Raw genomic sequence first — 21364 nt, forward strand, 5'->3', positions numbered from 1 at the left:
TAGCATGATCCTGCAATCTATGCTGCTGAGTCTGGCCATGCTAGGCCAAGGCTCATATGACATCAATGAGCAACAGATAAACCAGTACCTGCAATCCCAGGTACAAGTGAACAAACAGCTGGAGCTGCCCGGCATCATCAAGGCCCATGTGCAGCTCGAGCAGAGCGACGTCCAGATCGGGCGCCAGAGCCCGGATACCGCCCGCGTCTATGGCAAGGGCAAGCTGAAAATCGCCCTGCCGGATCAGACCGAATACGACGCGCGCCTGAACATGACCTATGAGGCCAGGCCGCGCTATGACAAGGCCCAGAGCGCCCTCTTCCTCGACAACATGAAATTGATTGAGTACAAGCTGGAGCCGGAAGCGGCGCAGCAGAAGTTCGGCTTCATGCTCGGCATGCTGCTGCAGAGCATGGAGAAACGGCTGGAGACCCAGCCTGTCTATCGCCTCAACGACAAGGACCCGAACCAGGCCTGGCTGAAAGAGAATCTGCTGGGGCTTGAGCTGTCACCGGGCAAGATCCACCTGCTGACCAAGCCCCAGTGAGCCGTCAGTTGTAGACGGGGGCCTTGGTCTGACGCACCAGCAGCTCGATCTGATAACCCTGTTCGCGCTGCTGGTCATAGAGGGAGAAGAGCGGGCCATCCAGCTCGTGCAGGGGCAGGTCGGCAAAACCGGCCTTGAGGTAAAACGGCTTCTCGAACGGCAATGCCTGGCACACCACCGGCTTGTCCAGCAGATCGTTGCAGGCGTGCTGCAACAGACGCGAGCCCAGTCCCAGCGACTGGTAATGGGGCAGCAGGCGAAAGCCGCACAGGTGGTAATAATCCTGTTCGTCGCGTAGACGCACGGCGCCCACCAGCCAGTGAGCGTCGCGCACCACGAAGATACGCTCGGCCAGATCCGGCACGTAATGGGAGAAAGTGGTTTCGTAGTAGTCCCTGATCAGGGAAAGATCCGCATCACAGTACTCTTCGAAGGTGAGCTCCATCGCCCGCTTGCTAATCACACCCGTTCCATCCTTGGCCACTCGGCCCAGCCCTCAATATTCAGTTGCAGATCGGCAAGAGATCCGACCAGATTAACCAGCAAGATATCACGCCTTTTAGTAACAAAAAAGCCAATAACAGCCCCTGCTTGTTCACTTTTCAACAGGCAACCGGCCGCAGAAACCAGTGGCAATCCTATCACGCTATCCCCCGCACGGGCACTGCTTGCTCGATCCGCCGGATTTTACGACCAGGCCTCACTCACTCGTTAACAAGTGGCTGATTTAGCATCAGAAACTATTTATGTAAACATTTGTTAACAATTGATACGGGTCATCCACTGCAACAAAAAGCCTCATTCGAATAGCAATTCCGGCCTGTCACCCTATGGTGAAACCTTGGCATAGCATCGCGTTGTCGTTGCCTGAGCGGGATCACTCCCACGCTGACACCTCACCACTTTGCCAAGGAGATACCATGTTCAGACCCATACCTTCACTGCTGATGCTGGCCTTGCTCCCGACCGCCAGCTGGGCCGGCGACATCCACACCCCGCTTGCTCCCTACCACTTCAGCCGGCAGCAGCTCATCGCCAGCGACGCCGTCACCGTGCCGCTGGACGAGGCCCACTTCGTGTTTGGCGAGGCGGCCATGGCGTTCGATCTGCACGACCTCCTGCTGCAACAGGCGCCTCACCTGCTGCCCAAGGAGGAGGTGATCCTGCACTGGAGCGGCATCACCAGCCTCAACCCCCAGCTGCTGCTGGCACTGATGGAGGCGAGCAGCCAGCTCATCTCGGCCCCCTCGGAACAGGCCATGGCGGCGCCATTCGCCCGGCTGGTCAAAGCCAAGGGCTTTGACAACCAGGTTGAGTCGATGGCGCGCCAGCTCTCCGAGCGCTTCTATCAGGCCCAGGCCCAGTTGCGGCTGAGCCAGCGCAGCACCCCCGCCCTGCCCCCGCTTGCCGCGCACCAGGCCGCCCTGGCCAGCCTGCTTGGCCCGCACGAGCGGCAGCAGTTGAGCGAGCAGTGGCAAACCCTGTTTGGCAAGGAGGCCATGATCTCATCCAAGGCCCCTGCTACGGTTCCCTCGGCCCGGCTGGCCGGCGGCCAGTTCCAGCTGCCCTGGCGCCAGGGCTACAGCTGGAAGGTGAACGGCGCCCACTCCCATAGCGGCTCGGGCTACCCCTACTCCTCCATCGACGTCTCCTACGACTGGCCAGGCTGGGGCGGCGCCACCTACACGGTCACCGCCGCCAACAGCGGCACAGTCACCGTCTTCTCCCGCTGCCAGGTACGGGTCACCGCCCCCAACGGCTGGGCCACCAACTACTACCACATGAGCGGCATCTCGGTACGCAGCGGCGACTACGTGGCCGCCGACACCCCCATAGGCACCTATGCCAGCAACCGCAACGAGGCGCTGTGCGAGGGCGGCTCCTCCACAGGTCCGCACCTGCACTTCTCCCTGCTCTACAACGGGGTGTTCCAGTCCCTGCAGGGGCAGCGGCTGAGCAGCTATGCCGTCAACGTCGGCGCCAGCAACTACGACGACAACTGCAACCGTTTCTGGCTGCAAAACAGCCGCAACGGTCAGCGTTTCTGTGCCTGGCAGCCGCTCTACAACAACGGCCTCGACTGAGTTGTCGGCCAGCCGTTGAAGTGATGGAAAAGTCAGTAATGACGGGGGCTAGACGGTTTTATGCAAGCCGTCACAGATCCGCATACTCCCCTTTGAAAATGCTCACAAAACAGTCAAAAGGAGATTGCCGGCCCGGCGGGCCGATGTGAGGCTCTGGGTGCCCACATGGGCACCCAAACAAGGACTGACAATAATGAAAAAAACAGCGGGAATCTGGGTGATCGCAGGCATGCTGATCGCCCCTCTGGCGCAAGCCGACGTCATACTGCACGCCTTCAACTGGAAATACAGTGAAGTCACCGCCAAGGCCGATCTCATCAAGGCCGCCGGCTACAAGCAGGTGCTCATCTCGCCGCCCCTCAAGTCGTCGGGCAACGAGTGGTGGGCACGCTATCAACCGCAGGATCTGCGCCTCATCGACACCCCCCTTGGCAACAAGCAGGATCTCGAGCAGCTGATCGCCGCCATGCAGGCGCGAGGCATAGCCGTCTATGCGGACGTGGTGCTCAACCACATGGCCAACGAGAGCTGGAAGCGCAGCGATCTCAACTACCCCGGCAGCGAGCTGCTCGGCCAGTATGCGGCCAACCCCGCCTACTTCGAGCGCCAGAAGCTGTTTGGCGATCTGGGCCAGAACTTGCTGGCGGGATCGGATTTTCACCCCGAAGGCTGCATCACCGACTGGAGCGATCCGGGCCACGTCCAGTACTGGCGCCTGTGCGGCGGCGCCGGTGACAAGGGGCTGCCGGATCTCGACCCCAACAACTGGGTGGTGAGCCAGCAACAGGCTTACCTCAAGGCGCTCAAGGGGATGGGGATCAAGGGCTTTCGGGTCGATGCGGTCAAGCACATGAGCGATTACCAGATAAACGCCGTGTTCACCCCCGAGATAAAACAGGGCGTGCAGGTGTTTGGCGAGGTGATCACCACGGGGGGCGCCGGCAGCACGGATTACGAACGCTTCCTCAAACCCTATCTCGACAGCAGCGGTCAGGGCGCCTATGACTTCCCGCTGTTTGCCTCCCTGCGCGGGGCGCTCGGCTATGGTGGCAGCATGAACCTGCTGGCGGATCCGGGTGCCTACGGTCAGGCTCTGCCGGGCAGCCGGGCGGTCACCTTCGCCATCACCCACGACATTCCCACCAACGATGGCTTTCGCTACCAGATCCTGAACCAGACCGACGAGAAGCTGGCCTATGCCTATCTGCTCGGCCGCGATGGCGGCTCGCCCCTGGTCTATTCCGATCACGGCGAGACCCAGGCCAAGGACGGGCTGCGCTGGCAGGATTACTATCAGCGCAGCGACCTCAAGGGGATGATCCGTTTCCACAACACGGTGCAGGGCCAGCCGATGCAGCTCATCGGCAGCGGCGACTGCTTCGTGCTGTTCAAGCGCGGCAAGCTGGGGCTGGTCGGCATCAACAAGTGCGACTACGAGCAGGAATACTGGCTCGATACCGCCAAGTTCGAGATGAACTGGTATCGCAACTACCGGGACGTGCTCGACAGCAACGCCCTGATCAATGTGCAGAGCCAGTGGGTACGGGTCGCCATCCCCGCCCGCAGTGCCCGGCTCTGGCTGCAGGAATAAGGAGGAGACACCGGACGGGGGCCGCCACAGTGCGGCCCCTCTTTATTTGCCGGTTTATTTCGGGCGCTGCGCTCATCGGCAGCTTGTTCTGCAACCGCCATGATGCTTTACTCAACAAGGCTAACGAGGCTAAGGGAGCAAGCCGTTGAAAGCATGGATGTTGATGGGATTGATCCCGCTGTTTTCCCCGCCCGGCTGGAGCCAGACTCCCCCGCCGGCCGAGGTGGTGATCCTGACCACAGAGGCGCAGGCCCCCCTCTCAGTTCCTCTTGCGGCGCCCAAGGCAATGCCCGCGCCCAGCGCACTGCCAGAACCCACCCGGCTGACCGCCAGCCTGCCGCCCGGCACGCGCCAGATCCAGGTCTACAAATCGGTGCAGAAAAACGGCGTGATACGCTACTCCGACATGATGCCGGAGCAGGGCCACTACGAGCTGCTGCTGTTCAACGACTGCTATGCCTGCGACCCGGCTTCCAAGGTCAACTGGCGCACCACTGGCCTCTTCCTCTACGACTACGCCAGCACGATACAGGCGGCGGCCAAGGCCTATCAGGTGGAGCCCGCGCTCATCCGGGCGCTGATCCACGCCGAATCCGCTTTCAACCCGCTGGCGGTCTCCCGCAAGGGGGCCATGGGGCTGACCCAGCTGATGCCGGCCACGGCGCGCGAGCTGGGGGTCGGCGATGCCCTGATGGCCGAGCAGAATATCTTTGGCGGGGTGAAATACCTGGCAGGCCTGCTCAAGCAATATGGCGGCAACGTGGCGCTGGCGACCGCGGCCTACAACGCCGGAGCCGGTGCGGTGCAAAAACATGGGGGCATACCCCCCTATGCCGAGACCCGCGCCTATGTGGAGCGGGTGCAGCTGTTGCGCCAGCGCTACAAGGACATGTTGAGCGCCAAAGGGTTGTAAGACCTTCCCTCTTTCACCCAGCAACGCAACCAGCCGGGCCCTCGTGGCCCGTTTTTGCGCCCCCTGAAACGAAAAAACACGCCCGGGGGCGTGTCGATACCACACTTTTTCGTCACGGATCACGCTTTAGGGGCGATCGCGCGATAGGCCAATGCACCCAGAATGGCACCGACGATCGGAGCAACCCAGAACAGCCACAGCTGGCCGAGGGCCCAGTCACCCACGAACAGGGCAACCCCAGTGCTGCGCGCCGGGTTGACCGAGGTATTGGTCACCGGAATGCTGATGAGGTGAATGAGCGTCAGGCACAGACCGATGGCGATGGGGGCAAAACCGGCCGGGGCCCGGCTGTCGGTGGCGCCCATGATGACGAACAGGAAGAAACCGGTCATCACCACTTCACACACCAGGGCTGCCAGCAGGCTGTAACCGCCCGGCGAGTGCTCGCCATAGCCGTTGGAGGCAAAACCGGCGCTTAAGTCAAACCCGGCCTGACCGCTGGCGATCACATAGAGCACGGCCGCTGCCGCAATCCCGCCCAATACCTGAGCGACTATGTAGGGCAGCACACCGGACGCCGGGAAACGGCCACCGGCCCAAAGCCCGACGGTCACGGCCGGGTTCAGGTGACAGCCCGAAATATGGCCTATGGCATAGGCCATGGTCAGCACAGTCAGACCGAACGCCAGCGCCACGCCCAGCAGGCCGATTCCCACGTTCGGGAAGGCGGCGGCCAGCACTGCGCTGCCACAACCCCCCAGCACCAGCCAGAAGGTGCCCATAAACTCAGCTGCAAAAGGTTTCACTCTCAACTCTCCCAATGATGGATGGAACATGAGCCTGGGCTCATGAGGTCGCCGTTCTTAAACGGCGCCACATTATGGGAGCGTGACATGACGAGGCGAAGTGAACCTGTCTTGCCAGGAAAGTGTGATCAAGGTCACAAGTGATTGATTCATCAAGAGGATTGTCGTCAGTCCCGAATGGCGTCCCGCCATCTGGTACGACAACTTGTGACTCTGTTGAGGCTTTTAACAACAGGATGGCGAGCATCTGAGGACCCAGGCGAAACTGATAAACGAGGAGGGCGCCCGGGCGCCCTCCTCTCACATTGCTCCTCAGACGCAGTCAGCGTCGGCAGGGTTCAGCGATAGCGGCCGCGCACCGAGCTGGTGGCCCGCCCCGCCATCTTGATCAGGCTCTGGCGGGTATGGAAGTGGCAGAGTGCCACCCCGAGCGCATCCGCCGCATCCGCCTGGGGCGTGGCCGACAGCTTGAGCAGATGGGTCACCATGTGCTGCACCTGCTCCTTGGCGGCGCCGCCCGTGCCTACCACCGCCTGCTTGATCTGGGTTGCCGAGTATTCGCTGACCGGCAGCAGGGCATTGACCGCCGCGACTATGGCGCTGCCGCGAGCCTGACCCAGCTTCAAGGCAGAATCCGCGTTGCGCGCCATAAAGACCCGCTCGATGGCGAACTCGTCCGGCTTGAACTGGGTGATGATCTCGCTCACCCCGTCATACACCTGCTTGAGACGCGACGGCAGCTCGCCCAAATCGGTGCGGATGCAGCCCGAGCCCAGATACTCCGCCTTGCCTGCGACTATGCGGATGACGCCGTAGCCTGTGATGCGCGAACCTGGGTCTATCCCCAGAATAATGCTCATGGCCGCTTCGCCATGCTGGCCTGGGGGCGGCTCACAGCCTCGTCACCCGTGAGCCGGTGGCCCGGCTCCATTCCCAAAACAATGCTCATGACACTCTGTTGCTCTGAAGGCAGTTCATGGCCGCCAAGATAGCAAACAAGCGTCCGCTTGGCTCGCGCGGCGGTGCCCTCGCCGGCTGACTGCGCAGGGATCCGCCATCTTGTACAGTGGTCTGCCTGTTTCCTCACCCGTGTGGGCCCGCCCAGTCAGGCGCCACAGGCGCAGGAGAAGGATCAGGTCGCCAGCGCCACCAGCCGCTCGGCCAGTCGATGGCTCTGCAGATAGCTCTCGACAAGCGCCCCATCGGCGCGGCCCGCCTCAATCTGCCCATACCAGTGATCGAGCATGGCCACGAAGCCCCGCTGGGCCAGCACCGGCTGCCAGTCGTCGGGGGCCTGGGTCTGCACGATTTTATCGCGGGCCAAGGTGCCCCGGGTGCAGTTTTCGATATGCAGGGAGAGGTTGTCGCCATAGGCATCGATGCGCTCCTCTGTGATACCGGCGCTGCGGTTCATGCTGCCGCTCACCGCCACCTGCCCGCTTTGCCAGGCGACGCTCACCCCGGCCAGCAGCTCGGGCTGCTGGGCACTCCGCCTCAGCACCGCATGGAGATCCCCACTCGGAGCGCCGCCATAGAAGCAGAGGCTGTCGAGCACATGGATAAAGTCGTCGAACAGGAACGGACGCGGCAGCCCCGGCAGGGCGTGTCTGTGCTTTTGCCAGTTGAGCTCGGTGAGCAACTGATTATCTGTCCGGGCGGCGCTCATGGCGGGCAGATAGCGGCGGTTGAAGCCCACAAACAGCGGACAATCTTGGGAGATAGCGAGATTGGCGAGCGCCTCCACCTCGGCGTAATCAAAGCAGAGCGGCTTGTCCACAAAGGTGGGGATACCCGCTTGCAGGCACTGGCGGGCCAGCGCAAAGTGCACTGCTGTGGCGGCGTGGATCATCACGGCATCCGGGCGGCTCGCGAGCAACCCATCCACCTCGGTGAAGCACTCGGCAATCCGGTACTGACGGGCCAATTTTCCAAGCACCTCCGGGCTCCGGGTACAGAGCAGCGGGGTGACCCGCTCGTCGCTGGCGAGCAGCGGCAGATAGGCCTTCTGGGCGATATCGCCGAGACCTACGAGGGCAATGCGCATGAGAACTCCTTGTCACTCGATCACTGGATAAGTGGATAAGTGGATAACCGGCTAAGTGCCCGCACCATCTCAGGATTTCCCCCGCAGATCCAGCCTTGCCGCAACCCGGGCTGCCCCACCCCCTCTCAGCCTCCCCCTTCGCAAGGGCGAGGAGCAGACGGAAGTGGCTTTACTCCCTCCCCTGCCAAGGGGAGGGTCGAAGTGATGCACATCGCCAGCAAAACGGGTTTCGTATTGCACCCATTTTGGCTAACATGCCCCACTTCAAGGAGACATAGGGGCAAGGAACCGATGAGCAACAAGACGCTGCAATCCCTCTTTCACTACAAGCGTTGGGCCGATGGCGAGCTGCTGGATGCGATCGCCACGCTGGACTCGCAGCAATATGCCGAAGCCCATCACACCGGCCTTAGAATCTTCAACCATATCCATGTGGTCGATGCCATCTTCAAGGCCAATCTGCTTGGGGAGTCCCACGGCTTCAGTGCCACCAATACCCCGGAGACGCCGACCCTGGCGGCACTGCGCAGCTCGGTCACGGCACTGGATAACTGGCTGGTGGATTACGTCGCTACCTTGAGCCCGCAAGAGGGTGAAACCTCGCTTTCGTTTCGCTTTGTCGATGGCGACAGGGGGCAGATGAGCCGCGAGGAGATGCTGCTGCACCTGGTGACTCACGGCGGCTATCACAGGGGGGCTATTGGGCGCATTCTGGTGCAGTGCGGCATCACGCCGCCGCGCGATACCTTGGCCGCCTTCCTGCATCGCAGCGAACCCGAGCGAAGGGGCGAGGATGACTCAAACCGAGCCCTGCCCTTATGAACCGATCCACGCGCTTCTCTCACCCGTTCCTGCTAGTGCTACCATTGCTGCTGGGCGGATGCGCCGCCGCCATCGATCACTACTCGGGGCGCTTTCGCAACACCTTGGCACCGGGGGAGACACGCGCGACCATTCGCGCCGAACTGGGCGAGCCCCAGCTTTGCCAGCAGGCCACCTTTCTGACCGAGGATAATGTGCAGGGTTGCGATCGCTTTACCGTGCTCGGCAAGATCCACAAGCGCGCTGACGGCAATGGCCAGGCCACGGCGAGCGCCGTGACTATGGGGCTGGGGGAGCTGATCCTGATACCGATGACGGTGGCAGGCGTGGCGGCGGATTACACCCAGCGCCACACCCTCACCGTCTATTACGATCGGGACGATCACTATCTGTTCCACACCCTGCTCAATGGCAAGGGGCAGGAAGTGTGGCAATAAGGGGCGTGAAAGCTGAACGCTTTGCTGCCCCATGGCCAGGTGACAGCCGTTTGCCGGGTGACTCGGGAAATCCCGCTAAGATGGCTCTCTGCGATCCAGCCACTTGCCCACTCTGGCCCCCAGCTCGGAGCAGAGCAGGGCGCTGACAATGGCCCCTATCATCCGGTTGGTCTCGGAGAGCGCTTTTGTCTCAACAAACTGGTAGGCAATCAGATTGAAAATAAGGATCCCGAGCAGCAGCCCAAGGCCGCTGCCCATCTTCTCTCTTCTGGATTTGGCTTTCACCGCCATCTATTGCTCCTGTGCAAGGGAGCCGGCCATTCAGCCCCTCCCCTTATCCATAGGCAGAACAAGATAGCAAAGCCGTGCCTGCTTGCCCGCCTTTATCGCACCTGCTTAAGCGCTTTGATGACGCAGTTCAAAAAACGATGATTTTCTGATGGTTACCTCCGTTTTGTGCTCGCTGGCCCAGCTTCGTTTGGCTTACCATAGCCATCCAGAACCTGTTGAGCTGCGATAGGTTGCTACCCTCGCTGGTCAATGGAGCATATTGGAAGCTGTAATCCACGGGCGGTAGCGTGCTTTTGTCAGGCTCAAACAGTGCAGCAGTTAAAGCTATGTCGCTCAACTCATATTTGTGTGCATTTCACGATTTTTTACCAAATTTTTCATAAGCTTTAAGGAAAGAAAATGGAACAATTCATTGATTTTGTTAAATCAGATGCAGGTGTTGTTATTTCGTGGATATGTACTGTAGGAAGTACGGTCTTTGCCATTATGAAAAACAAACAAAACAAACAATTAAAAACAAAAATTAAAACTTTAACAGTGAGTGCAGTAACAGATAACAGTCAAGACGAAGTAATTCAGAATGGTCAAAAAAATATCTATACTAAAAATAATTCTGGTGGCATGAAAATAAACATGTAGGGACTGCACTTTGGCTATGGATAATGAAAGAAATCATACATCTACTACCAACAAGACCGTTAATGTTGAAAGAGTAGCAGGTAACTTACATATTGGAGACTCTCCAGAATATAAAATAGGTTCTGCCATAAATGAGCTATTGAGAACATTAGCTAACAAGCCTTTTACTTTCAGCCCTGTTAGAAGACGCCCATCGTCAGAAACTGTAATAAAAATAGATTATAATAACCTGAAATCTAAAAGTCATATTATAAAGCAATATCTAGATCACTCTTCTAAAATAGAAGAAGCATATGTAGATATTGATACCTTAATTCCTTTTGGAAAAGATACCATCCTTCAAAATTTGAATGACTTATATTACCTAGCATTAGATGCTGTTAATATAGATTATTTATCTTGCGATGTAGACATCATAAAGGTAAGAAAAAACTCAGACTTTATTTTAGAATTTATAATTCAAAATCTAAAAAACACTGCTTTCGAATCAAAAAACACTCCAGAATATAAAGAGCATATTGAGTTGGGAGTTAACGTAGTTGTCGCTCATGCCTTTATTGAATGTATAATTATGGAGAATCCTACTTATGATTCCTAGACGTGGGTGCGACCCAGAAATAAACATTGTAAGTATGGGTGCAAAAATTTTAGAGATACTAGAGAGAAATAGCCTAACTCTGGAGAAAATTTTAATTGAGGGATCTTCAGAGCTATCCGTATCAACTGACCATATAATACTAACATTAGATTGGCTTTTTTCAATTAAAGCAATTGACTTTGATGGTGTAGGGGTTTTCATAAATGAGACTAGATAGCCTTGAGATAAAAATAAACAACAATTTGATAAGGTCAATCAAATTCCACTCAGGATTAAACCTTGTAACCAACAAACCAAACTCTGGTAGAACTGGTAATAGTGTTGGAAAATCTACATTATCACGAGTGATAGATTTCTTGATGTTAGGTAACCTATCAAATATATATATTGATGAAGAGTTCAGAAAACCAAACCAAGAGATAGAGTCACTATTTAAAAATAATATTGTTATTGCTTCGTTGAGTTTTTTTGATTACGAAAATAGATTAAACCAAATATCACGTAATTTATGCACCAATACTATATTAGACTCAGCTTACTGGATTAATGGCACTTCTGTTGATGAAAAAGAATATGAGATATTCCTACAGAGTAAATTTTTCAACATTGCCACCCGAAGACCATCTGTTCGTGCCATTGCACCAAAATTCATCAGAAATGATAGTCATCGAATGTTAAGTACAACCAAGTTTCTTGATAGAAGAGCAGGAAACAAAGACTATAGCGAACTTTTTTTGTATCTTTTTGGGTTTAATAATACTGCACTTCTCACAGAAAAAAGAGATGCTACAAACTTAGTTGCACGTCGTAAAAGAAATTCTTTGGCTATAAATGCAATAGTAAAAGAACAAAAACCTGATAGTGAGATAAAGCGATATAAAGCTGATGCTATAGATTTAGAAAAAAACTTACTAACATTTGAATATTCATCAGAGTACTCCAATCCGATAGAAAGACTTTCTGACTTACAAGCTAAAGAAGATTTATTTACTGAAGAATTGTTATCTACACAAAGAAAGATAGACAATATTAATGACACTATTGAGCTATTATCAAAAGATAATAATGGGTATTTAATAAGCCAACTCAAAGCCATATATGACTTCTCCGGTATAGCGATTGATGGTGCATTACGAGAGTTAGAGGACGTAATTCTCTTTCACAATAACCTAGTTGATAAGAAGAAGTTATTCCTTACTATTGATATACCAAGATTACAGGAGGAATTTGATGGACTCCAAGCAGAACTGAACTTATTAAGAAAAGATAAATTGCAAGTATTTTCTGATATGAGATCAAAAGAAAGTTTGGATCATGTGACAAAAAACCTTAAAAAACTTGGTGAACTTAAGGTCGAACTAGGAAAATTAGAAGGACTAATTGAGCAACAGTCAAAAGCAAAGTCTGACTTACTGGAATCAGAAAGTAACTTACAAAGTATTCTTGATTCAATTTCTAAAGAAATCGATACTGTTTATTTATTTGAAAAGAAATTTAATGAACACCTTAAGTCAATAACAAAAAATTTACATGATGAAGAGTACGATATAGATCTCGATTTCAATAGGGATACTGGAATCTGCTCAATCAAACTCAATAACTCAGCAACAAACCCTGAAGGGGGCAAAAAAAAGGCTGAAGTTATTGCTTTTGACTTTGCTTATATACATGCAGTAAATGAATTAAAAATTAAAAGGCCGACTTTTGTTTTTCATGACAGCATCGAAGATATAGATAAAAAACAAATTAAAGAAATATTCGAAGAGGCAAATAAGCTTCCAGGCCAACAAGTTTTATCAATGCTATCAGACAAAATACCTGACGATGTTTATGATATGTATTCTGATAAGATAGTATTATCACTAGATGAAGATGAAAAATTTTTTCGCGTATAAATAGATAACTAGTCACACCATAATTAAACCAAATTATCTGCATGAGACTTTAGTTATAATTTTTACAGAAGGCTTTTGCATAAATAAAAAGGCGACCATCCGGTCGCCTTTTTTTCTATCGCTTTCCTATCAGGGAAATATCACCGAGCCGGTCGCTTGGCGCCGTTACCTTTTGCGGCAGGCTTGCCGCCCTGAGTGGCAGGTTTGGCAGAGCCAGCGCGGGTTGGGGCTTTGCCCTTGTGAGCGGGTTTGCCGGCCGGTTTCCCCTGGCCTGCGCCCTGTGCGGCAGACTTGCCGTTACCCGAGCCTTTCTGGAGCTGAGAGCCCACCGGTTTGCCATTGCCCGCCTTGCCGCCGTTTCTGCTGGCTGCCGGGGCATTCCCTGCTCCAGCCTCGCTGCGGGCGCCCTTGTTGCCAACCCCATTGCCGCGCTGATGCACGATATTGCTGTGGCGGGTCAGAGCTGGTTTCAGCCCCTTGTTGATGCTGCGCGAGGCCACCGCCTCGCCGCGCCCTTCCGGCGGCACCAGGCAGTTGGGGCCGTTGCCGATCAGGTGACCCTTGCCCATTTCCAGCAGGGCTTCGCGGATCATCGGCCAGCCGGCCGGATCGTGGTAGCGCAGCAACGCCTTGTGCAGGCGACGACGGCGCTCACCCTTGACCACAAACACATCCCCACCCTGGCGGCTCACCTTGTTGAGGGGGTTTTTCTCGGTGTAATACATGGTGGTCGCGTTGGCGAGCGGCGACGGGTAGAAGTTCTGCACCTGATCCAGCTTGAAGCTGTTGGTCTTGACCCAGAGCGCCATGTTCACCATGTCTTCATCCGTGGTGCCCGGGTGGGCGGAGATGAAGTAGGGGATCAGGTACTGCTGCTTGCCCGCCTCTTTGGAATACTTGTCGAACAGCTCCTTGAAGCTGTAGTAGCTGCCCATGCCCGGCTTCATCATCTTGGAGAGCGGGCCCTCTTCCGTGTGTTCAGGGGCGATCTTCAGATAGCCGCCGACGTGGTACTTGGCCAGCTCCTTGATGTAGCGCGGATCTTCCACCGCTATGTCGTAGCGCACGCCGGAGGCGATCAAAATCTTCTTGATCCCCTTCACATCCCGCGCCTTGCGATAGAGATCGATGGTCGGGGTATGGTCGGTGTCCATGTGCGGGCATATGGTCGGCCAGACGCAGGAGGCGCGGCGGCAGGTCTGCTCGGCCTTGGGGCTCTTGCAACGCAGCTTGTACATGTTGGCGGTGGGGCCGCCGAGATCCGAGATGACGCCGGTAAAGCCCGGCACCTTGTCGCGGATATCTTCGATTTCTTTGATGATCGACTCTTCCGAGCGGCTCTGGATGATGCGCCCCTCGTGCTCCGTGATGGAGCAGAAGGAGCAGCCACCGAAGCAGCCACGCATGATGTTGACCGAGGTCTTGATCATCTCGTAGGCAGGGATCTTCTCCTTGCCATAGGCCGGGTGCGGCACCCGCTGATAGGGCAGGCCGAACACGCCGTCCATCTCGTCGGTTTCCAGCGGGAAGGCGGGCGGGTTGACCCAGATGATGCGATCGCCGTGGGCCTGGGAGAGCGCGCGGGCGCAGCCCGGGTTGGTTTCGTGGTGCAGGATGCGCGACGCGTGGGCGTAGAGCACCTTGTCTTCTTTCACCCGCTCGAACGCCGGCAGCTTGACGTAGGTCTTCTCCCACGGCTTCTGCTTGGGCGGCTGCACTAGCACCGGCTTGGCCTCCTGCTCCATCGGCGCAGTGCCTTCGTCATCCGAGCAGGGCGCCCCTTCCATATAGGGGTTCATGATGGGGTCGATGCGGCCGATCTGATCCAGCTTGCTCGAATCCACCCCGCGCCACTCGGGCAGCGGCTCCTTGCGGATCACGGCGGTGCCGCGAATGTCCTGCATGGTCTCCATGGTCTCGCCATTGGCGATGCGGTGTGCCACCTCGATCAGCGGCCGCTCGGCGTTGCCATAGATGAGGATGTCGGCCTTGGCGTCCAGCAGTATGGAGCGGCGTATGGTCTCGGACCAGTAGTCGTAGTGGGCGATGCGGCGCAGGGACGCCTCTATGCCACCTATGACCACTGGCACCTCTTTGAAAGCTTCTTTGCAGCGCTGGGTGTAGACCAGGGTCGCGCGATCGGGCCGCTTGCCGCCCACATCCCCCGGGGTGTAAGCGTCGTCGTGGCGCAGCTTCTTGTCGGAGGTGTAGCGGTTGATCATGGAGTCCATATTGCCCGCTGTGACGCCATAAAACAGGTTCGGCTTGCCCAGACGCATGAAGTCATCCTTAGATGACCAGTCCGGCTGGGCTATGATGCCGACCCGAAAGCCCTGGGACTCCAGCATGCGGCCTATGACCGCCATGCCGAAACTCGGGTGATCCACGTAGGCGTCACCGGTCACCAGGACTATGTCGCAGCTGTCCCAGCCGAGCTTGTCCATCTCCGCTCTGGACATGGGCAGGAAGGGCGCAGTGCCGTAGCACTCGGCCCAGTAGCGGGGATAGGAGAAAAGGTGGGTAACCGGCTGCATTTTGAACACCTGGAACAATTCGGGTCGCGCATTATACCGGCAGAGCGAAGCGGGGGCGATGGCTTTTTTACATTCAACTCATAGCCCTGATAGTTATTTTTAGATCATCACTAAATCGCCATCACTTTGATTTAATTAGATTGCAATCCACACTTGATATTAGATTTAAAAAGTAAAGGGAGTAAGGTAAGTATTCGCCGATCTCACCGTTCACTGTCCTCGCTGCCATTCTGCTCGTGTATACCACCACGGCAAGATCCCTGCTGGTCATGCCCGCTATCGCTGCCCCGCTTGCCCTCATGTCTTCCAGCTCACCTATACCTACGAAGCTCTCAAACCCGGCATGAAAGACATGATTGTCGACATGGCCTTCAATTGTTCCGGTGCCCGTGACACCGCTCGTGTGCTCAAGATTGGCATCAACACCGTCCTGCGCACGCTAAAAAACTCAACCCAAGGCAAGTAACCGCTTACAAGGCAGTGCTGGACGACGTAACCCTCATCTGCGAACTCGATGAATAGTGGTCCTTCGTTGGTAACAAACCGGTACTTAACCTCTACCGTGTTGGCCCGCCAGTGGATCGCCGACAGCTGAACCTGCTAACTTTTAATTTTCTCCGATCTCTAGTTTCACCTATGTCATTGTTTTAACTGAACTATTAGTTGACTAATGGAACCTACTCTCCATAAAATTCTCTCGTTGGCCTGTTAATCAGCGTGAGTGGCATTCCCGGTGATGGCGTGGTGTTTTTGCTCATGGGAGTCCGCGTGCCTGAGGGGCAGGATCAAACAAGCAGGAAAGTGGGATAACGAGACGACCGTCTCACTTTGCCTTGTGTCAATGCTGTCTCGGTAAACAGATACGGGAGTAAGAGCAGGATGGAGCATTTCTACCACCTTGTAGAGACAAACCCCGTGATAGACATCGGTCATGTGAAAGTGGTTGATGACGGTGGCTCTTTTAGTGTTGAAAAGCCAATGTCATTCAAAGGCGTGCTCATACTGCTCACCAGCGAAGGCAGACCTGTGTTTGAACCAAATGCCTTCATCCTGAATCGCCGTATCATTGAGAACCTCAAGGACATTAAACCAACATGCTTTCACTTGTTGAGGTATTACCGATTCTTGGATGCAAATCACCTCAGGTGGGACGACCATGAAGAACAGCTTCAACGCTACCCTATATTCCTATACCGCGCATATCTCGATGGTGAGATTGAAAGAGGCAAACTAAGACGCAACACCGCCGTGGCTGCACTGTCTGTCGTAAGACGCTTTTACCTGTTTTGTTACCGACATGGCTACATTTTAAAGCTGCCATTTGAAGTCACTGGCTTGACGAGATACGGACAAACGCTGACAGACTGCTCTATTCGCAGTCAAATAAGAGATACCAACCTGCAACCTTTAAACGACCTCGATCTTCAACATGTAAGAGACAACTGGTGTAGCAATGGGCTTTCCATTGAATTCCGTCTAATGGTCAGTGTCATGCTCGGCGTTGGACTTCGAGCGATTGAGGTCGCGGATATTAAGCCTGAGCATTTTGCGATCCCCAAACGGTTTAACGGTAGGACATTGACAGGTATTTGGATTGGGCCTAGCCACCAGTGTAAAACGAAATATAACATCGACCGTCAGGTGTCTATGCCGATTTGGTTGATGGAATCGATAAACCGATACCATCAAAGTGAGCGATATAAGAAGCGGCAACAACTATATTTTATGAATACGGGTGACATGAATCCGCCAGCGTTCATCAACAAGGACGGCAACAGTTTCACGACCCAAAGCCTTAATACACTCTGGGGAAAACTACGAACGGCAATCCAAGAGAACAGCAATCCGCACTTCAAGCACAAGCAGCATGACTGTCGAGCCACCTTTGGAGCCTATAAACTTGATTCCTTGGCACAAGTGTCAGGGCTATCGATGCTGCAAGCACTGGAAACCTTAAAGAAAGAAATGGGCCACAAGGATCTGGATACGACCATGCTGTATCTCAAGCACTATGAGGGAAATCCCGAGAAGAACCAGATCCCTGAGATAACCATGAATCTACTGGAAGGTAAGGTGATTTCATGACCGACTTTAAGGACTCGAATCAAAAGGAAAATGCACGCACCTACCGCTCCACCCCGACCACAGAAATGGTTACAGACAATACCCTGACAAGCATCACCAAATGGAGGTATGTTTGGACTGACGGCTGCGGAACTAACCGTAACGTTGACTTTTCAGTGCTCAAAGCGTATTCCACCGATGACCATGTTCGTTTACTGATCTCAAAGTTCCAGCAGTCGGGATGGCGAGAAGCTACAAAAGCAACGCAGTTTAAAAAAATACAAAGTGTGCTAGCTTATTCCTTTAATAAGCAACCAAGTGAACAAAAAGCCAAAGTGGAGTTCTCACCGGTGACCTGTACTCAGTTCATTCATGCAAATTACCTATCTATGGTAAGTACTGGAAAGTGGCTGAGCGGCAACCCTATCAAGGCAACAACTCTTGGTTATCTGGGTTCGAGTCTGAATTCAATTTGTAAAAAGTTTGGCTTTGGACAAATCCCCAAAGCTGCTCGAAATCTCAATACTCAGGCAGCCGCATTGCATTCAGATAATTATACAACCAAAGAGCTGCGTGCTATTGCTTTTGCGTTGCTGGAAGACCGAAAGGAGCTTTTATCTCGTTATTATGATGACACATTAAATAAGCTTAAAAGACAATTTACATTCAACAAACTGGTTTATAACTCGGTATTTCTGACCATCTATTATCTGGGCACTGGGCAGACTGAAACACTCAGCATGTTTTTAGAAAATGAATGGTTTTGTCAGTATTCCGGTACAGGACGCATCAGCATTGAGGGTTTTAAGACTCGCGGAGAAAAGGTTGAGCTTCGCACGTTTACCCCAAGAGCATCATGTAAAATTTTCTTTGAATCTCACCTCAAATTGTCAAAGGCACATTCCGTAAGCCTCGGTCTGGATAAACATTACTTGTTCCTAAAAATGAACGGCAAAACACCTACGGGAGCAAACCTTCTTGATTACGCTCAGAATTATCTAGTCAAACACTCAATACGTCTCCAGTCACTAATCGAAAGTAATCCGGAACTTCGGCTGAATTGTAACCTGCTGAAATCCTCCATTAAGCAGTTTGCTGAACAGAGAATGGGCAGAACAAAAGCGGCTGATAATACGCGCAATTCGCCCTCAACCTATGACAACTCTAAATACGGCAAGGTATCCAAGGACGAAGCACGAAGTCAACTGGCGGTGGGGTTAACGGCCTTGCATTATTTGGGGGAGAACCCCAGTGGGGGCACGATTGTCGCGGTAGGAAAGGCCAAAGAGACTGTCGGAAAGGTGCTCTCAAATGAGGAATGGGAGGCGCTTAAGGCTAACGATACCACAGATCAGATCGTACAGAATCTAAACGGCGGATTCTGTAAGGGTGAAGACACACCAGAAAAATGGGAGTTCCAGAAGACTGTCAACCGAGCAGGTACTCTCAGTGACGAAGAGAAGTCAGAAAAGGGATGCGGCTTTGTCGTAAAGTGCTTTGGTTGTGCCAATTTCGGCATTGTCGATGATCCACACGACATCTGGCGCTTGCTGTCCTTTGAAAAACGTCTGAATGAAGCCATGCTCGCTCACCAGAATATCGAACATTTCCTGATCAATTACGGAGAAGTCAAAGCCAAGCTTAATAGACTCAAGGATCAATGCAAGAGATCTCACCTAAAAGCAGCAGAGAATCATCTGGCACGAGAATGTCACCCTTTATGGGATGAAGAATCAGTCATTGATATATTCAGGGGGTAGTCATGTTTTGTGTCAGTAGAGATATTTGTAAATTTGAAAAATACGCCTTACCACAAATTCCTAGTCAGTTTGTAATGCCGGATGACCACACTGTGGTCAGCATCGATCAAAATGGCAACCCTGTATCTTACTTTGCCGATGATATCTGGGACTACAACGCATTTTTTAATATCACAAATGAGATTAAAAGTCGATACAATATAAATTTCTCTCCTGATAAACACAACACTAAATTGCTTAAAGAATTGAAGCAGCGCATTTATTTTCTGATTTGGGGTGCGAAAGGAAACCTGCTGAGCATGGAGGGTGATACATTTCGCAAGTTCAGTCAATGCCGTTTTATAGCAGCCAGGGCAATTCAGACGATTAGAGTGTTTAAGGATACCAATATTGACTCCTTTTCGTTACTAAGTAACGAACTAGTTTTCAGCAAAATACTTCAAGAATGTAAGGCTCTTAGCGAAAAAACTATCAAGTGTACTCTCGAAGTGCTGAGCGTACTCACTCAGGTTAATTTTCACTTTCCAGAACAATCACGGTTTTCGTTAGGGCTGCCGGAAGGAAAACGTCTTAAGCAAGTAGCCAAACAATATTCAGCTTACGGAAATGGACACTTCCCCACGGTGATCCCGGTGATTTATCAGCAACTGCTCGGGCGATTAATTCAGGATGTGAATAGTGCTCACGAGAGACTACCTCACCTTCGAAACGTCAAGGCCTATGCAAAACAATACGCCCTGACGGAACGACAGGCTGTTAATGAATTCTATGCTTTCGAGGTGGGATGTTTTATGACTCTATCAGCCTTCACCGGTATGCGTGTCAGTGAACTCACCCAGATAAATGCCACTTCGTATAAGGAAATTGACCTCGACGGTATCACACTTTGCACGCTTCGCTCATGGACGCGCAAGCTGGAGACATTGCCCAGAGAGGATGTATGGGCTTGTGCGCCTATCTGCGAAAAAGCATTGGAAGTACTGTCCACCATCAATGATGACTACCGTTCAATTAAGGGAGATATTCACCGTTCACCGCGCTTCAGTTTTGAAGGGGCATGTGGGAGAGGTGAAAACATCAATAGGCAGAAGGATGAGGCTTTTTTAAATACCTCTAATTTGAAGAGATTATTTTCGAATTACTCAAAGCATCTTGACATTACCTACGACCCCGTTGCGATGGATGAGGTGTATCGACTGATCAACCCAGTGGTTCTTGCTCAGAATAGCCCGATAAGAGCGCGGAAGGACGGTACGTTTTACTGGCAGTTTTCCACTCACTCGCTCAGACGAACCTTTGCACATTTTGTAGTGGGAAATGACTTGGTGTCATTGGCCGCGCTTAAGCATCAGTTCAAGCATATCAGCCTCTCCATGACAGCGATCTACGCCAGTCACTCTGAAGTACTCACTCTGATGGGGATAGAAAATCCAGCGAGTATTAAAAAAGCTGTGGAGGATGCAGAAATGGAAAGCCACAAAGCCTATCTGAAAGACATGATAGATAACCCAGAAGAGCAGTCTGGCGGCTATATGAAGAACTTTGAGGGAGACCCCAAGGTGATGACAGAAGAGCAATATGAGGCGCTGGCGAAGAGCACTAAAGGGGCGAACAAGTCAACGGGCTATGGCCGATGCTTCGCAGGTGAAAAGTGTAAAATGACCCATTTGTTTGAGCCATCCAGTTGCGTGGGGCGCGACTGCGAAAACCTGAACATAAATCAGGCCGAAGCCAAACGCTGGCAAGAGCGACATAAACGCATTGGCGGGAAGTTGCAGCAGATGAAAGCGATGGGTTTTTACAACCGCAACACGCTGGCCCGTGAGTTAACAGATATCCGCTCAGCGGAGAAAGTCATGGCAGACCATAATATAGCCTTCGAACGCTTTGATTTAGGAGCATTGTAATGTCTAGCGTCAAAACAAAACTGGAAAACGCCTTTGATACGTTGAAAAAAGAGAAGAAGAAAATCAACCCGTCGGCAGTGGAAAAACGGGCTGGAGTCGCTAATGGTTCGCTAAAAAACCATCCGGCATTACGGGAAATTGTGCTGTTAGAAAAAGCAAAACATCAACAGCCAAATTCTGATACCGCACCTGTCGAGAAAGGTAACCGTAATACAGTTTTAAAAGAACGGAACGATGAACTGGAAGCGAAAAATAACAAGCTGAAATCAAAAAACAACCAGTTTCAAACCGAGATGAAAGTGATGGCAGACTCTATTGCCCAACTGACTTGGGAGCTGCATCGTTATAAAACAGCCACACGCAATGATTCATCAAATGTGCATAAAATAAAAACATGATCGTTCAACATACACTCAAGACTTGACTTGTTAA

The 21364-nt window shown here is 52.9% G+C and carries 21 protein-coding genes and 1 pseudogene; 15 read left to right on the forward strand and 7 right to left on the reverse strand.

The features are described 5' to 3' along the window. Window positions 1–4: 4 nt before the first annotated feature. Window positions 5–547 carry a DUF1439 domain-containing protein gene (locus CK910_RS21715; RefSeq protein ID WP_026080151.1) on the forward strand — a complete coding sequence of 181 codons (543 nt, stop codon included), beginning with the start codon at window positions 5–7 and terminating at the stop codon, window positions 545–547. Window positions 548–551: 4 nt separating this feature from the next. Here the strand turns inward: CK910_RS21715 and CK910_RS21720 are convergent, their stop codons facing one another. Both CK910_RS21720 and CK910_RS24135 read right to left on the reverse strand, forming a co-directional pair. After that, window positions 552–992 carry a GNAT family N-acetyltransferase gene (locus CK910_RS21720; protein ID WP_052449139.1) on the reverse strand — a complete coding sequence of 147 codons (441 nt, stop codon included), beginning with the start codon at window positions 990–992 and terminating at the stop codon, window positions 552–554. Between the two features lie 14 nt (window positions 993–1006). Beyond that, entirely contained in the window at window positions 1007–1153 is a 147-nt protein-coding gene (locus CK910_RS24135; RefSeq protein WP_172955393.1) for a hypothetical protein, read from the reverse strand. 314 nt (window positions 1154–1467) lie between these two features. Here CK910_RS24135 and CK910_RS21725 point away from each other — a divergent pair, with 314 nt between their 5' ends. The 3 genes from CK910_RS21725 to CK910_RS21735 all read left to right on the forward strand — a co-directional run bounded on the left by CK910_RS21725 (window position 1468) and on the right by CK910_RS21735 (window position 5135). Beyond that, window positions 1468–2631, forward strand: a complete 1164-nt coding sequence (locus tag CK910_RS21725; RefSeq protein ID WP_098984684.1) for a M23 family metallopeptidase — start codon at window positions 1468–1470, stop codon at window positions 2629–2631. Window positions 2632–2824: 193 nt separating this feature from the next. Continuing rightward, complete coding sequence (locus CK910_RS21730) at window positions 2825–4222, forward strand: alpha-amylase family protein (protein ID WP_172955394.1); 1398 nt, start codon at window positions 2825–2827, stop codon at window positions 4220–4222. A 157-nt stretch (window positions 4223–4379) separates the two neighbouring features. After that, window positions 4380–5135 (forward strand): lytic transglycosylase domain-containing protein, encoded by a 756-nt coding sequence (locus tag CK910_RS21735; protein WP_172955447.1) that lies wholly within the window; start codon window positions 4380–4382, stop codon window positions 5133–5135. Between the two features lie 119 nt (window positions 5136–5254). Here CK910_RS21735 and aqpZ read toward each other — a convergent pair whose 3' ends face one another. From aqpZ to CK910_RS21755, 3 genes are all read right to left on the reverse strand, one after another. Then, window positions 5255–5941 carry an aquaporin Z gene (aqpZ, locus tag CK910_RS21740; protein ID WP_098985203.1) on the reverse strand — a complete coding sequence of 229 codons (687 nt, stop codon included), beginning with the start codon at window positions 5939–5941 and terminating at the stop codon, window positions 5255–5257. Window positions 5942–6279: 338 nt separating this feature from the next. After that, complete coding sequence (gene ruvC / locus CK910_RS21745; RefSeq protein ID WP_043134627.1) at window positions 6280–6801, reverse strand: crossover junction endodeoxyribonuclease RuvC; 522 nt, start codon at window positions 6799–6801, stop codon at window positions 6280–6282. Window positions 6802–7073: 272 nt separating this feature from the next. Further along, window positions 7074–7985, reverse strand: a complete 912-nt coding sequence (locus tag CK910_RS21755; protein WP_098984687.1) for a Gfo/Idh/MocA family protein — start codon at window positions 7983–7985, stop codon at window positions 7074–7076. A gap of 291 nt (window positions 7986–8276) precedes the next feature. Between CK910_RS21755 and CK910_RS21760 the strand changes: the two genes are divergently transcribed. Together CK910_RS21760 and CK910_RS21765 are read left to right on the forward strand one after the other, a co-directional pair. Continuing rightward, window positions 8277–8807 (forward strand): DinB family protein, encoded by a 531-nt coding sequence (locus CK910_RS21760; protein ID WP_098984688.1) that lies wholly within the window; start codon window positions 8277–8279, stop codon window positions 8805–8807. Then, window positions 8804–9244 (forward strand): hypothetical protein, encoded by a 441-nt coding sequence (locus tag CK910_RS21765; protein WP_098984689.1) that lies wholly within the window; start codon window positions 8804–8806, stop codon window positions 9242–9244. Before CK910_RS21760 ends, CK910_RS21765 begins: the two co-directional genes overlap by 4 nt. 75 nt (window positions 9245–9319) lie before the next feature. On the opposite strand, the gene CK910_RS21770 is transcribed toward CK910_RS21765, so the two are convergent. Continuing rightward, window positions 9320–9535, reverse strand: coding sequence for a hypothetical protein (locus tag CK910_RS21770; protein WP_098984690.1), 216 nt, complete (start codon window positions 9533–9535; stop codon window positions 9320–9322). 399 nt (window positions 9536–9934) lie between these two features. On the opposite strand from CK910_RS21770, the gene CK910_RS23940 reads away from it, so the two are divergent. From CK910_RS23940 to CK910_RS21775, 4 genes are read left to right on the forward strand one after another with little or no spacing between them, the layout of a single operon-like run. Then, window positions 9935–10174 (forward strand): hypothetical protein, encoded by a 240-nt coding sequence (locus CK910_RS23940; RefSeq protein WP_157774665.1) that lies wholly within the window; start codon window positions 9935–9937, stop codon window positions 10172–10174. 10 nt (window positions 10175–10184) lie between these two features. Further along, window positions 10185–10772: a hypothetical protein gene (locus CK910_RS23945; protein WP_157774666.1), complete on the forward strand. Its 588-nt coding sequence runs from the start codon at window positions 10185–10187 to the stop codon at window positions 10770–10772. Between the two features lie 34 nt (window positions 10773–10806). Beyond that, window positions 10807–10989, forward strand: coding sequence for an ABC-three component system middle component 6 (locus tag CK910_RS24620; RefSeq protein ID WP_367582018.1), 183 nt, complete (start codon window positions 10807–10809; stop codon window positions 10987–10989). After that, a complete protein-coding gene (locus tag CK910_RS21775; protein ID WP_098984691.1) occupies window positions 10976–12667 on the forward strand; it encodes a DUF2326 domain-containing protein in 1692 nt (563 codons plus the stop codon). The genes CK910_RS24620 and CK910_RS21775 overlap by 14 nt, the downstream gene beginning before the upstream one ends. 140 nt (window positions 12668–12807) lie before the next feature. On the opposite strand, the gene CK910_RS21780 is transcribed toward CK910_RS21775, so the two are convergent. After that, the gene (locus CK910_RS21780) at window positions 12808–15201 is read right to left on the reverse strand and encodes a YgiQ family radical SAM protein (protein WP_098985204.1); all 2394 of its coding nucleotides are present in this window, start codon (window positions 15199–15201) and stop codon (window positions 12808–12810) included. A 211-nt stretch (window positions 15202–15412) separates the two neighbouring features. Here CK910_RS21780 and CK910_RS21785 point away from each other — a divergent pair. The 5 genes and pseudogenes from CK910_RS21785 to CK910_RS21805 form a co-directional block, all read left to right on the forward strand. Then, a pseudogene (locus CK910_RS21785) lies at window positions 15413–15720 on the forward strand (IS1-like element transposase); the annotation flags it as partial. A gap of 360 nt (window positions 15721–16080) precedes the next feature. Then, window positions 16081–17286: a tyrosine-type recombinase/integrase gene (locus CK910_RS21790; RefSeq protein ID WP_098984692.1), complete on the forward strand. Its 1206-nt coding sequence runs from the start codon at window positions 16081–16083 to the stop codon at window positions 17284–17286. Further along, complete coding sequence (locus tag CK910_RS21795; RefSeq protein WP_098984693.1) at window positions 17283–19025, forward strand: hypothetical protein; 1743 nt, start codon at window positions 17283–17285, stop codon at window positions 19023–19025. The genes CK910_RS21790 and CK910_RS21795 overlap by 4 nt, the downstream gene beginning before the upstream one ends. Window positions 19026–19027: 2 nt before the next feature. Beyond that, window positions 19028–20932 (forward strand): integrase, encoded by a 1905-nt coding sequence (locus tag CK910_RS21800; RefSeq protein WP_098984694.1) that lies wholly within the window; start codon window positions 19028–19030, stop codon window positions 20930–20932. Then, window positions 20932–21330 carry a hypothetical protein gene (locus CK910_RS21805; protein ID WP_098984695.1) on the forward strand — a complete coding sequence of 133 codons (399 nt, stop codon included), beginning with the start codon at window positions 20932–20934 and terminating at the stop codon, window positions 21328–21330. Before CK910_RS21800 ends, CK910_RS21805 begins: the two co-directional genes overlap by 1 nt. Window positions 21331–21364 lie beyond the last annotated feature (34 nt).

Source organism: Aeromonas sp. CA23, assembly GCF_002587065.1.
Lineage (GTDB): Bacteria > Pseudomonadota > Gammaproteobacteria > Enterobacterales > Aeromonadaceae > Aeromonas > Aeromonas bestiarum.